The organism is Neisseria sp. S1, assembly GCF_048060015.1.
Classification (GTDB): Bacteria; Pseudomonadota; Gammaproteobacteria; order Burkholderiales; family Neisseriaceae; genus Neisseria; species Neisseria arctica.
The window spans coordinates 23,525-36,169 of sequence record NZ_JBLUPI010000003.1; the positions used below are offsets into that span (position 1 = coordinate 23,525).

Here is a 12,645-nt window from a genome sequence, read left to right on the forward strand (position 1 = left end):
TGTGGGGTATTGTGTGTCAAAGTGCATCTTCTTCCCAAATTAAACGGAGAGATTTATTAAAGTGTTTGGCGGCGTTCATGAGTTGAGCATAGATAGCAAAGGGCGGTTGGCGATTCCTGCCAAATTCCGCGAGCTGCTGCTGCGCCGCTACACTCCGGCTATAGTGGCCACTTTAGATTCGCGACACCGCTTGTTGATGTATCCCGAGCAGGAGTGGGAAAGCGTTGCCCGCCAGCTGCTAAATATGAAAGTGGCCGGAAAACCGACATTGCAGCTGTATCAGAATTTATTGTTGCATAATGCCGATACGCTGGAGTTGGACGGTGCGGGTCGTGTGCTGCTGCCGGCTAATCTGCGCCGTCGTGTGGATTTTGATAAAGAGGTAACTTTGGTCGGCCGTGCCAACCGTATGGAGTTGTGGGGGCGTGCACATTGGGAAGCTGAGATGAATCAGGCTTTGGATATTGATCCCGACGAGCTGGCTTTTGAATTGAGTACAACGGATTTACAGCTATGAGCAAAACAGAGCCGTATTGCCATATCACCGTATTGTTGCACGAAGCGGTTGATGCGCTGGCGATCCGTGAAAATGGTGTATATGTCGACGGAACATTCGGCAGGGGAGGACACTCCAAGTTGATTTTGTCGAAGCTTGGTGAAGGCGGGCGCTTGGTGGTGTTTGATAAAGATCCCCAGGCGATTGCGGTAGCCCATGCACTGGCGGCCGAAGATAAACGCGTTAGTGTGGTGCACGACGGTTTTGCAACGTTTCAGACGGCCTTGGATGCTTTAGGTATAGAGAAAATCGACGGGGCTTTGTTTGATCTGGGTATATCGTCTCCACAGATTGATGATGGTGGGCGCGGTTTTAGCTTCCGTTTTGATGCGCCTTTGGATATGCGTATGGATCCCACGCGGGGTATGTCGGCTGCCCAATGGTTGGCAGTTGCGACTGAGCAGGAAATACACGAGGTAATTAAAAATTATGGTGAAGAGCGGTTTAGTCGTCAGATCGCGCGTGCCATTGTGTCGCAGCGCGAAGAAGAGCCTATCGATACAACCCGTAAGTTGGCGCAGCTCGTGGCGCAAAACGTCCGTACTCGTGAGCGTGGACAAGACCCGGCGACGCGGACATTTCAAGCCGTTCGGATTTTCATCAACCGTGAGCTTGAAGAAGTAAAAGAAGTTTTACCACAAGTCGTATCCAGGTTGAACGAAGGAGGGCGGTTGGCAGTAATTGCCTTCCATTCCTTGGAAGACCGTATCGTCAAACAATTTATGAAGCAGCATGCCCAGCATGCTCCTCTGCCTAAATGGGCGGCTGTTAGGGAGGCGGATCTTCCCGTTCCGCCGCTAGCTTTAGTTGGTAAAGCGATCAAACCGGGTAATGAGGAGATTACGGTTAATCCACGTTCGCGTTCGGCGGTTTTGCGTGTAGCAGAAAGAACGGGCGGTATCTTCGGGAATGCTTTTGAAAGATAGCTGAACAATACAGATTACGAAACAGACATGGATGAAGATGTATCTTAGTAGGCCGTCTGAAAATAAATATATGAATAAATTGAATGTTGTGTTGCTGGTAATAACTTTATTGTCCGGGATTGGTGCGGTGACGGTACAGGATTATTCACGCCGGCATTTTATTGCTTTGGATAAGGCTCAAAAACAGGAAATTCAGTTGGAGCAGGAATTTGCACGGCTGAAGTTGAAACAGGCCAAGCTGTCCAACCATCAGCTGATCAAGGAGGCTGCCGAGCGGCAGAATTTACATCCGCCCGGTGTAACAGATACTAAGATCATTGAAATAAAACCATAAGATTCAAAAACGAGAAGTTGTTATGTTGATTAAAAACGAATACAAGCCGAAAATGCTGCCCAAACAGCAGAAAGGTAATAAGCCTGTTACGACCAACGGGCGGATTGCCATTGTACTGCTTGGCTTGGGTTTAGCTTTTACGGCCTTGATCGGACGGGGGGTTTATCTGCAAACCAGCCAGCATGATTTCCTAAAAAATCAGGGAGATCAGCGGTTTGTGCGTACTTTGTCATTGCCTGCTTCTCGCGGGACGATTAGTGACCGTAATGGCGCCACTTTAGCATTAAGTGCTCCGACCGAATCACTTTACGCAGTGCCTTCCGGTATGGATGCTATGCCGGAGCACGATAAATTAGAAGCGTTGGCGGCATTAATTGATATGCCTGTTGCAACTATTGAAGAGCGCCTTTCACGTAAAGACAAAGATTTTATCTATTTGAAACGCCAGCTCAGCAAGGAAACTGCGGATAAAGTTGCCGCTTTGGGTATCAAAGGCTTAGCTTTCCAAAAAGAATCAAAACGCCATTATCCGATGGGTAACTTGTTCGCCCATGTGATCGGTTTTACCAATATCGACGGCAAGGGCCAAGAGGGTTTGGAATTGGCGCGTGAAGACGACTTGCGCGGTGAGGATGGCGCAAAGGTGGTTTTGCGTGACAATAAAGGCAATATTGTCGATAGCCTTGATTCCCCCCGTAACCGTGAGCCGAAAAATGGCCATGATATGGTTATGTCGCTGGACCAACGTATTCAAACTTTAGCTTATGACGAATTAAATAAAGCTATTGCCTACCATCGTGCCAAAGCCGGCAGTGTTGTGGTTTTGGATGCTCAAACAGGCGAAATTCTCGCTTTGGTTAACAGCCCTGCTTACGACCCCAACCAGCCCGGTCAGGCAGATAGCGAGCAACGCCGCAACCGCGCTGTTACAGATATGATTGAGCCGGGTTCGGCTATGAAACCTTTCCCAATAGCTAAAGCGTTGGACTCGGGCAAGGTAAGTGTCAATACTTGGTTTAATACCAGTCCGTATAAGATTGGCCCGGCCACTGTACGCGATACCCATGTTTATCCGTCGCTTGATGTGCGCGGAATCATGCAGAAATCTTCAAATGTGGGTACCAGCAAATTGTCGGCCATGTTCAAACCTGAGGAAATGCATGCGTTTTACAGTAGTCTGGGCATTGGTCAGCGTATGCACTCGGGTTTCCCGGGAGAAACTGCGGGTTTGCTGAGGAAATGGCAAAACTGGCGTCCTATCGAACAGGCGACGATGTCGTTCGGTTACGGTTTGCAATTAAGTTTGTTGCAGCTGGCTCGTGCGTATACCGTATTGACCAGTGACGGAAAATTATTACCCGTAAGCTTTGAAAAACAGGTCGCGCCTCCGAAAGGCGAGCAAATTATCAAACCGGAAACCGCCGCTGCTGTTCGTAAAATTATGGTATCGGTCACTGAAAAAGGTGGCACGGGTACTGCCGGTGCGGTTGACGGCTTTGATGTTGCGGCTAAAACCGGTACGGCACGTAAACTGGTAAATGGCCGTTATGTCGACAACAAGCATATGGGTACGTTTATTGGTTTTGCTCCGGCTGCGAATCCACGTGTCATTGTCGCCGTCAATATTGACGAACCGAGCGTAAACGGTTACTACGGCGGCGTGGTTGCCGGCCCCGTGTTTAAAAACATAATGGCAGGCAGCTTGAATATTCTCGGCGTACCGCCCACCAAACCCTTAAAAGAAATACCGGTGGTGCAGGCTTCCGTAAAACCCTAGTGTAGGAAATTTCATGTTTAGTCGACTTACTCCTCTTGCTGAAGCCGACTTGCCGTCCTTGCTGTGTCAAAACGCAGCAGGGCGTTTGTTGCATTCAGACAGCCGTAAAATCAAGCCGGGTGATATCTTTGTTGCCTGCCAAGGTGAATATACCGACGGACGCCAATTTATTCCGGCAGCTATTGCCAACGGAGCAGCTTTTGTTTTTTGGGATGATGACGGTACGTTTACATGGCCGTCTGAATATGCCGTTCCCAACCAAGGGATTAAAGATTTAAAAAATCGGGCAGGTATATTGGCTGCTACAGTGTATGGTAATTTTTCAACCGGCCTTTGCGTATGGGGCGTTACCGGTACTAACGGCAAAACCTCTATCAGCCAGTGGTTGGCACAAGCGGGCAGTTTGCTGGGCGAACCGACAGCCGTTATCGGTACGGTCGGTAACGGTTTTTGGGGCGAGCTTGAAGAGACCACCCATACCACACCCGATCCCGTATCCGTGCAAACCCTATTGCATCGTTTTATTGGCCAAGGGGCTAAAAACGTGGCTATGGAAGTGTCCAGCCATGGCTTAGACCAATTCCGTGTTAATGGCGTACCGTTTAAAACCGCCATCTTTACCAATCTTACGCGTGACCATTTGGATTATCACGGCTCAATGGCCGAATACGGAGAAACCAAAGTTCGCTTGTTTTATTGGCAGGGCTTGCAGCATGCCGTTATCAATATTGACGATGAATACGGCGCGCAATTAGTAGGCCGTCTGAAAAAAGACTGCCCTGATTTGGCTGTTTACAGTTACGGTTTTAGTTCTCAAGCCGATATCCGTATCAGCAGCTTTACCGCTTCTTCAGACGGCATGTCGGTTGGTTTGGAAACACCGTGGGGTAGCGGAGCGATTAGCACCCGGCTTTTAGGGCGTTTTAATGCGCAGAATCTGGCAGCTTGTGTCGGCCTGTTGTGTGTCAACGGTTACCCGCTTGAAAAAGTATTGCAGGTATTGGCACAAATCCGACCCGCAACCGGCCGTATGGACTGCATCATGCAGCCGGGCAAGCCTTTGGTAGTAGTGGATTATGCCCATACACCTGATGCACTCGAAAAAGCATTGGCTACGTTGAATGAAATCAAAACGCAAGATGCCAAACTTTGGTGCGTGTTCGGCTGCGGAGGCAATCGAGACCGCGGCAAACGCCCGTTGATGGGCGCTGCCGCTGCGGCAGGAAGCGATTGTGTGGTGGTAACCAGCGACAATCCGAGAATGGAAGAGCCGCAAGATATTATCAACGATATTTTACCGGCCGTAGCAGCCCCCGTTTTGATAGAGCCAGACCGTCGCCGCGCCATTGAATATGCGGTATCAAATGCCGCACCGCAAGACATTATTCTGATTGCCGGTAAAGGGCATGAAACTTATCAGGATATTCAGGGCCAAAAGCATCATTTTTCAGATTTTGAAGTGGCGGGTGAAGCATTAGTTGAAGCTGAGTCATCAGTGGATTAAGGCATGCACAATTATCGGTTATGCCGGCTATAGTGGAAATGCAAAAGGAACACCTCCGCATTTGCATTATGGTATTTATACTGCTTCAGGTGCAGCGAATCCTTATCCGTTTATCCGCCAGTAGGGCGGTATTCTAGATATTGCACATAATGTTTTTTGTTAGATGGGTGATATAAAAAAGATTATTTCGGATAATTTTGAGGCGGAAAATTGGACACAATGAATGGAACTAAAATTAACCTGTATGGGAAAATTGCTTTAGAAGCAGTTGAGTTGATTATTTCTGATGGGAAGTCTTGTGAAGAAGCATGGGCGAATGCAGCTAAATATTTTAGCGACAAAGGTACTATGCAAAAGAAAAGCTGCCCGAAGCATGCATTTTTCGGTTTATGTAAAACAGGGCTAATTAAAGGTATTAAAGGAGAACCGGAGGCTCAGCTGGAGTCTATAAATAGCTCATATGCTATTAAGGCAGTCAAATTATTAAAGCAAAATCCGAATTTGGTAGGTAACAAGAAAGCCTTATGGGATCAGTCGGTAGGTGAAGCGAAAGAGGAAAACGAGCAAATGGATGTTGTGCTGGCGTTATGGGTGAATGATCTTATTGAGAAATAAATACTGTGAAGTTGGAATGATATCTTCAAGACGGCCTTCCTTTATTTTCAAAGGCCGTCTGAAAAATTATAAAAGTTAGAAGAATATGAAATCTTTAGATTTACACTTTATTTGTAAGGCGTTGGATTTGCCGCTTACCGTTGAAAACAAGCAGGTAAAACGTATCGTTACCGACAGCCGCGATATCCAAAGCGGCGATGTGTTTTTTGCCTTGGCGGGCGAGCGTTTTGATGCGCATGATTTTGTAGCCGACGTATTGGCCAAAGGTGCGCTGGCGGCAGTGGTGTCACGTGAAGATTGTGCCGCATTACCTCAAACGCTGAAAGTTACCGACACTTTGCAGGCACTGCAAACGTTGGCGCATGCTTGGCGCGTGTATGTTGATCCGTTTGTATTCGGTATTACGGGATCAAGCGGTAAAACCACGGTCAAAGAGATGCTGGCTTCGGTGTTGCGACACGCGTTCGGCGAGGATGCAGTATTGGCGACCGCCGGTAATTTCAACAACCATATCGGCTTGCCGCTAACGCTGCTAAAGCTAAATGAACAGCACCGCTACGCCGTTATTGAAATGGGAATGAACCATTTCGGAGAACTGGCTCTGCTCACGCGTATTGCCGAACCGGATACCGCATTGGTAAATAACGCCCTGCGTGCGCATGTTGGTTGCGGTTTTAACGGTGTGGGGGATATTGCCAAGGCTAAAAGCGAGATTTACCAAGGCGTGGCGGCTGATGGGCTGGCACTGATTCCTTGTGAAGACGCTAATGCGGAAGTATTTGCAGAGGCTGCCGCCTGTTTGAGAAAACAAACTTTCGGTGTGCAAAAAGGTGAAATACATGCCGAAAATATTAAAATCATGCCTTTGTCGTGCGAGTTCGACTTGGTGCGCGATGAGCAGCGGGCAGCGGTAAAATTGCCGGTACCGGGTCTTCATAATGTACATAATGCCGTGGCCGCTGCTGCGTTGGCGGCCTCCGCCGGCTTGGAGCTGGCTCAGATTGCCGAAGGTTTGGCAGGTTTTGCCAATATCAAAGGGCGCTTACAAATCAAAGCCGGTATCCGGCAGGCTACGGTTTTAGACGATACCTATAATGCTAATCCCGATAGTATGAAAGCTGCGCTGGATGTGTTGGCGGGCTTGCCGGCTCCGCGTATTTTCGTAATGGGCGATATGGGCGAACTGGGGGAAAACGAAGCCGCCCGTATGCATCGCGAAGTAGGAGAGTACGCATCAGCCAAAGGTATTGAGACCGCTTATTTCTTAGGTAATGAGAGTGCGCATGCTGCGGAGGCATTCGGAGCCAACGGTTTGTGGTTTGCCGCAAAAGATCCTTTGATTCAAGTTTTGGTGCATGACTTGCCTCAAGAAGCGAATGTATTGGTAAAAGGCTCGCGCTTTATGAAAATGGAAGAAGTGGTATCGGCATTGTTGGCCGATATTTAATAGTTTTCAGAAAGCCTCTTTGGTTGGAAAGCTGTGGTCAAAGAGGTATTTTTAGCCGCTGGGTTTGCGCAGCGATAGCAAACCGAAAAAGTGCGGCGGCCGGCAAACTGCTGTCGGCAATCATTACGAAAACAGGTTCGTAGGAACCGTAAGTTTCATGAAAAGGAAGTCCTGATGTTTTTATGGTTAGCGCATTTCAGCGATTGGTTTTCAGCGCTGAATGTATTCCAATACACCACATTCCGTGCGGTGATGGCAGCATTAACCTCTTTGGTTTTTTCTTTGCTGCTGGGGCCGTGGACAATCCGTAAGCTAACGGCGTTGAAAGTGGGCCAAGCTGTGCGAACCGACGGGCCGCAAACCCATTTGGTTAAAAACGGTACGCCTACTATGGGCGGTTCTTTGATATTAACCGCCATCACCGTATCAACTCTGTTGTGGGGCAATTGGGCAAATCCTTATATTTGGATTTTGCTGGTGGTGTTGCTTTCCACAGGCGCATTGGGTTTTTATGACGACTGGCGCAAAGTCGTTTATAAAGATCCCAACGGCGTATCGGGCAGATTCAAAATGGTATGGCAGTCTGTTGTTGCGTTGGCGGCGGGTATTTTTCTGTTTTATTTCGCCGAGTTAAGTGCCAGCAGTGCGTTTATTGTGCCTTTTTTCAAACAAATTGCTTATCCGTTAGGCGGTATCGGTTTTGTGGTGCTGACTTATTTTGTGATTGTTGGCACTTCTAATGCGGTTAATCTAACCGATGGCTTGGACGGTTTGGCCGCCTTCCCCGTAGTGTTAGTGGCTGCCGGGCTGGCCATTTTTGCTTATGCTTCCGGCCATGCTCAATTTGCCCAATACCTGCAATTGCCGCATGTGGTTGGTGCCAATGAAGTAGTGATATTCTGTGCGGCGATGTGCGGTGCATGTTTGGGTTTCTTGTGGTTCAACGCTTATCCTGCGCAAGTATTTATGGGTGATGTCGGTGCTTTGGCATTAGGTGCGGCACTCGGTACGGTGGCCGTGATTGTGCGGCAGGAAATCGTATTGTTTATCATGGGCGGTTTGTTTGTGGTAGAAGCGTTGTCGGTCATGCTGCAGGTGGGGTCGTATAAAACCCGTAAAAAACGTATTTTCCTGATGGCGCCGATCCATCACCACTATGAGCAAAAGGGTTGGAAAGAAACCCAAGTAGTGGTGCGTTTTTGGATTATTACTATGATTTTGGTGTTGGTAGGTTTGAGTACGCTTAAAATCCGCTAAAGGAAATACAGATGGCAGAGGGCGGTATGTATGAAGCATTGGGCGGTGAAGCCTGTGTGGGGGCTATTGTCGAACGCTTCTACGACTTGATGGATTTGGAACCCCAATATCGGGATTTACGCGATATTCATGCTGAAACACTGGATTATGCACGTGATCGTTTGTTCAAGTTTTTAAGCGGTTGGTTGGGCGGTCCCGATCTGTATCAGCAGCAGTATGGCCATCCGCGTTTGCGGCAGCGGCACTTTCCTTTTGCCGTTACCCTTCGATTGCGTAACGAATGGATAGCTTGTTTCGCACAGGCTTTGGAGGAGCTGGCCGTTGCCGAAAAGCTGGCCGAGCCGTTGTTGTTGAATTTGTTTGTGCTGGGCGATTGGATGCGCAATCAAAACGAACCTCAATATGCACCGCCGCAGTCCCCTATGGCAGCCGATGTCCGTGCAAGATTGCCGGAGTTGGTTGGGGTTTTGCATGCATACGGTGTCCGTAACTATTTTCAGACGGCCCGCTGATAAAGGCCGTGACTATTGGCAAGAAATGATGAATTGGCAAGATAAAAAAGTATTGGTCGCCGGTATGGGCGGCTCAGGTGTTTCCATGTTGGCATTTCTGCAAGCGGCAGGCGCCCGGGTGGCTGCTTATGATGCGGATTTGAGTGCCGAGCGTGAGGCGCAACTCAAAGCGCGTTTTCCCAACTTAGTGTGTTATAGCGGCAGCTTGAAAGATGCCTTGGCGTATGGTTTCGATGTGTTGGCGCTTAGCCCGGGCATTAGTGAGCGGCGCCCTGAAATAGATGCTTTCAAACAAGCGGGCGGGCGTGTATTGGGTGATGTGGAAATTTTATCCGGCCTGTTGCAAGGGCGTAGCGACAAAGTAATCGCTATTACAGGTAGTAATGGTAAAACAACCGTTACCAGCTTGGTGGGGTATCTTTGCAGTAAATGCGGCTTGGATACGGTAGTGGCGGGAAATATCGGTACTCCTGTGCTGGAAGCGTATGTGGAGCGCGAAGGCCGCCCCGCTGATGTATGGGTGTTGGAGCTTTCGAGTTTCCAACTGGAAAACACCGATCATCTGGATGCGGATGCCGCTGTGGTTTTGAATATTTCTGAAGACCATCTCGACCGTTACGATGATTTGCTTGACTATGCCCATGCCAAAGACAAAATTTTCCGTGGCAGCGGCGTACAGGTATTGAACGCAGATGATGCGATGTGCCGGGCTATGCGCCGGCAAGGGCGCGATGTACGTTGGTTTTCATTGTCATGCCGTACGGATTATTGGGTAGATGCAGGCCGTCTGAAAGCAGGAGATGAGGATCTGCTACCGTCTGCCGAGATTCCATTACAGGGCTTGCATAATGCCGCCAACGTACTTGCGGCTCTGGCCTTGTGCGAGGCTATCGGCTTACCGCGCGAACAATTGTTACAACATGTCCGAACCTTTCAAGGACTACCCCATCGTGTTGAAAAAGTTGGTGAAAAAAACGGTATTATGTTTATAGACGATAGTAAAGGTACGAATGTCGGCGCTACTTGTGCGGCGATTGAAGGCTTGCAGAGTCCTATCGTATTAATTGCCGGCGGACAGGGGAAAGGGCAGGATTTCACTCCCTTGCGCGATGCTTTGAAAAATAAGGCGCGTGCGGTTTTGTTGATTGGTGAGGATGCTCCGCGTATCGAAGCCGATTTACAAGGTTGCGGAATGCCTTTATTGCATTGCCAAACATTGGAAGAAGCTACTTCCCGTGCTTACGGGTTGGCTGAGCAAGGCGATATCGTTTTACTCAGCCCGGCCTGTGCGAGCTTTGATATGTTTAAAGGCTACGCACACCGTGCCCAAGTATTCATTGAAGCGTTCAAATCGCTGGCCTAAGCTTTTTTCAGACGGCCTTTTGACCAAATGCAAGGCCGTCTGAATAGAAACACGATACTATAAAACATGATTACCGAATCCAAATTACTCGACCGGAAATTACTGAAAAACGGTCATAAAATCGATCAGTCCCTACTTTGGATGCTGGTGTTGATGCTGTCTTTCAGCTTGCTGATGATTTATTCCGCATCTGTTGCCTATGCGGAGCATGACGGCGGCAGCCAATGGTTTTATCTCTCGCGCCAAGCCATCTTTTTGGGTTTTGGTACGCTGTGCAGCTTAATGGCGGCTAAGGTTTCCATGGCAAGGTGGAAAAAATGGACACCGTGGATTTTGGTATTTAGTTTGTTTTTGCTGTTGCTGGTGCTATTTTTAGGACGGGAAATCAACGGTGCCAAACGGTGGATACATTTAGGCCCCATTAATTTACAACCTACCGAAATTTTTAAGCTGGCAATTATTCTTTATTTGGCGAGCTTTTTTACCCGTAAGGCGGAAATACTCAAGCAATTCCGTAAAGTAATTTTTGCGGGTGTGCCGGTAGGTTTGGGTTTGGGCTTAATTTTGTTGGAACCGGACTTCGGTTCGGTTGTGGTGGTTACCGTAGTATCTTTGGGACTGTTGTTCTTGGCCGGTTTGCCGTGGAAATGGTTTTCGATGATGGTTGGAACCGGTTTGGTGAGTATGGCCGGTTTGATTATGGTGGCTCCTTATCGTGTGGCGAGGGTGACGGCTTTTTTGAATCCATGGGAAGACCCGTTGGGCAAAGGTTATCAGCTGACTCATTCGCTGATGGCAATTGCACGGGGCGAGTGGTTCGGTGTCGGACTTGGTTCGAGCTTGGAAAAGCGCTTTTATTTGCCGGAGGCGCATACTGATTTTATTTTGGCCGTTATCGGCGAAGAATTCGGTATGGTCGGTATTTGTGTGCTGATTTTCTGTTACGCTTGGTTGGTATGGCGCGCATTTTCGATAGGAAAGCAGGCGCGTGATTTGGATTTGTATTTCGGTGCATTTGTGGCAAAAGGTGTCGGTATCTGGTTAGGGATACAAAGTTTTTTTAATATAGGTGTGAATATCGGATTACTACCGACCAAAGGTTTGACATTGCCGTTGATGTCATACGGCGGTTCGGCGGTGATTGTGATGCTTGTCAGCATGACTTTGGTTTTGCGGGTAGATTATGAAAACCGCTTGAAAATGCGCGGCTATAAAGTACAAGGGTAAAAAACATGGTCGGAAAAACTTTTCTGTTGATGGCCGGCGGCACGGGCGGGCATATTTTCCCGGCATTGGCCGTAGCCGAGGCTTTACGCGAACGCGGGCATCATGTGGTTTGGCTAGGTAGCGAAGGTGCAATGGAAACACATATCGTACCCAAGCACGATATTCTGTTGGAGACATTGGCGATTAAAGGCGTGCGCGGTAATGGTTGGAAACGTAAGCTGATGTTGCCGTTTACCTTGTTGAAAACTGTTCAAGCAGCTACCAAAATTTTAAAAAAACACCGTGTAGATGCAGTGATCGGTTTTGGTGGTTTTGTTACCTTTCCCGGTGGAGTAGCCGCCAAGCTGGCCGGGATTCCGATTGTGATTCACGAGCAAAACGCTATAGCAGGCATGGCCAATAAGCAGCTTTCACGTTGGGCGCGGCGTGTATTGTATGCTTTTCCTAAAGCTTTTGATAATGCCGACGGCCTGGTTGGTAACCCGGTGCGTGCCGATATTGCTAACCTTCCCGCACCTGCCGAACGCTTCGCAGGCCGACAAGGCCGTCTGAAAATATTGGTGATGGGCGGTAGCTTGGGTGCCGATATCCTCAATCAAATGCTGCCCCAAGCCTTGGCATTACTGCCGGAGGAACGCCGCCCGCAAATGTATCATCAGTCGGGACGAAACAAGCTTGGAAACTTACAAGCCGAGTATGATAAATTAGGTGTGGATGCCGAATGTGTCGAATTCATCGATGATATGGTAGCTGTCTATCGTGATGCCGATTTGGTGATCTGCCGTTCGGGGGCACTAACGATTGCCGAGCTTACTGCTGCCGGAGTCGGCGCTTTATTGGTACCGTATCCGCACGCGGTAGATGATCACCAAACCGCAAATGCGCGGTTTATGGTGCAGGCTGAAGCCGGATTACTTTTGCCCCAATCGCAGCTGACTGCAGCGGGTTTGGCTGAAGTAATCGATAGTTTGAGCCGTGAGAAATGCTTGGTATGGGCAGAAAATGCCCGCACACTGGCTTTGCCGAATAGTGCGGACGATGTGGCTGATATTGCCATTTCAACTACATTATAAGACTTCGGAAACAGAAAAGAATTTACATATACGGGCATGGCGCATCTTACCGGT

The 12,645-nt window shown here is 48.7% G+C and carries 12 protein-coding genes; all 12 read left to right on the top strand.

The window, feature by feature from the left end:
• The first annotated feature begins 61 nt into the window (after positions 1-61).
• Positions 62-517: a division/cell wall cluster transcriptional repressor MraZ gene (gene mraZ / locus ACEPPX_RS02955; protein ID WP_416622883.1), complete on the top strand. Its 456-nt coding sequence runs from the start codon at positions 62-64 to the stop codon at positions 515-517.
• Positions 514-1,482 (top strand): 16S rRNA (cytosine(1402)-N(4))-methyltransferase RsmH, encoded by a 969-nt coding sequence (rsmH, locus tag ACEPPX_RS02960; RefSeq protein WP_047760951.1) that lies wholly within the window; start codon positions 514-516, stop codon positions 1,480-1,482. Before mraZ ends, rsmH begins: the two co-directional genes overlap by 4 nt.
• 70 nt (positions 1,483-1,552) lie before the next feature.
• Entirely contained in the window at positions 1,553-1,816 is a 264-nt protein-coding gene (gene ftsL / locus ACEPPX_RS02965; protein ID WP_416622884.1) for a cell division protein FtsL, read from the top strand.
• 22 nt (positions 1,817-1,838) lie between these two features.
• On the top strand, positions 1,839-3,593 hold the full coding sequence (locus ACEPPX_RS02970) for a peptidoglycan D,D-transpeptidase FtsI family protein (protein WP_416622885.1): 1,755 nt from the start codon (positions 1,839-1,841) through the stop codon (positions 3,591-3,593).
• 13 nt (positions 3,594-3,606) lie between these two features.
• Entirely contained in the window at positions 3,607-5,097 is a 1,491-nt protein-coding gene (locus ACEPPX_RS02975; protein WP_416622886.1) for a UDP-N-acetylmuramoyl-L-alanyl-D-glutamate--2,6-diaminopimelate ligase, read from the top strand.
• A 219-nt stretch (positions 5,098-5,316) separates the two neighbouring features.
• Entirely contained in the window at positions 5,317-5,712 is a 396-nt protein-coding gene (locus tag ACEPPX_RS02980; RefSeq protein ID WP_416622887.1) for a DUF6979 family protein, read from the top strand.
• 85 nt (positions 5,713-5,797) lie between these two features.
• Positions 5,798-7,159, top strand: a complete 1,362-nt coding sequence (locus ACEPPX_RS02985; protein ID WP_416622888.1) for a UDP-N-acetylmuramoyl-tripeptide--D-alanyl-D-alanine ligase — start codon at positions 5,798-5,800, stop codon at positions 7,157-7,159.
• 174 nt (positions 7,160-7,333) lie between these two features.
• Entirely contained in the window at positions 7,334-8,416 is a 1,083-nt protein-coding gene (gene mraY, locus ACEPPX_RS02990) for a phospho-N-acetylmuramoyl-pentapeptide-transferase (protein ID WP_047760946.1), read from the top strand.
• Between the two features lie 26 nt (positions 8,417-8,442).
• The gene (locus ACEPPX_RS02995) at positions 8,443-8,928 is read left to right on the top strand and encodes a group II truncated hemoglobin (protein WP_416623007.1); all 486 of its coding nucleotides are present in this window, start codon (positions 8,443-8,445) and stop codon (positions 8,926-8,928) included.
• A gap of 28 nt (positions 8,929-8,956) precedes the next feature.
• On the top strand, positions 8,957-10,291 hold the full coding sequence (gene murD, locus ACEPPX_RS03000) for a UDP-N-acetylmuramoyl-L-alanine--D-glutamate ligase (protein ID WP_416623008.1): 1,335 nt from the start codon (positions 8,957-8,959) through the stop codon (positions 10,289-10,291).
• 66 nt (positions 10,292-10,357) lie between these two features.
• Positions 10,358-11,518, top strand: a complete 1,161-nt coding sequence (gene ftsW, locus ACEPPX_RS03005; RefSeq protein WP_047760945.1) for a putative lipid II flippase FtsW — start codon at positions 10,358-10,360, stop codon at positions 11,516-11,518.
• A 5-nt stretch (positions 11,519-11,523) separates the two neighbouring features.
• The gene (murG, locus tag ACEPPX_RS03010; RefSeq protein WP_416622889.1) at positions 11,524-12,591 is read left to right on the top strand and encodes an undecaprenyldiphospho-muramoylpentapeptide beta-N-acetylglucosaminyltransferase; all 1,068 of its coding nucleotides are present in this window, start codon (positions 11,524-11,526) and stop codon (positions 12,589-12,591) included.
• Positions 12,592-12,645: the final 54 nt, after the last annotated feature.

Excerpts from the sequence above, each read along its gene's own strand:
- ACEPPX_RS02970 (WP_416622885.1), top strand. The coding sequence starts at position 1,839 with ATGTTGATTAAAAACGAATACAAGCCGAAAATGCTGCCCAAACAGCAG.
- ACEPPX_RS02980 (WP_416622887.1), top strand. The coding sequence starts at position 5,317 with ATGAATGGAACTAAAATTAACCTGTATGGGAAAATTGCTTTAGAAGCA.
- ACEPPX_RS02995 (WP_416623007.1), top strand. The coding sequence starts at position 8,443 with ATGTATGAAGCATTGGGCGGTGAAGCCTGTGTGGGGGCTATTGTCGAA.
- ACEPPX_RS02985 (WP_416622888.1), top strand. The coding sequence starts at position 5,798 with ATGAAATCTTTAGATTTACACTTTATTTGTAAGGCGTTGGATTTGCCG.
- murD (WP_416623008.1), top strand. The coding sequence starts at position 8,957 with ATGAATTGGCAAGATAAAAAAGTATTGGTCGCCGGTATGGGCGGCTCA.
- mraY (WP_047760946.1), top strand. The coding sequence starts at position 7,334 with ATGTTTTTATGGTTAGCGCATTTCAGCGATTGGTTTTCAGCGCTGAAT.
- ACEPPX_RS02975 (WP_416622886.1), top strand. The coding sequence starts at position 3,607 with ATGTTTAGTCGACTTACTCCTCTTGCTGAAGCCGACTTGCCGTCCTTG.
- rsmH (WP_047760951.1), top strand. The coding sequence starts at position 514 with ATGAGCAAAACAGAGCCGTATTGCCATATCACCGTATTGTTGCACGAA.
- ftsL (WP_416622884.1), top strand. The coding sequence starts at position 1,553 with ATGAATAAATTGAATGTTGTGTTGCTGGTAATAACTTTATTGTCCGGG.
- murG (WP_416622889.1), top strand. The coding sequence starts at position 11,524 with ATGGTCGGAAAAACTTTTCTGTTGATGGCCGGCGGCACGGGCGGGCAT.
- ftsW (WP_047760945.1), top strand. The coding sequence starts at position 10,358 with ATGATTACCGAATCCAAATTACTCGACCGGAAATTACTGAAAAACGGT.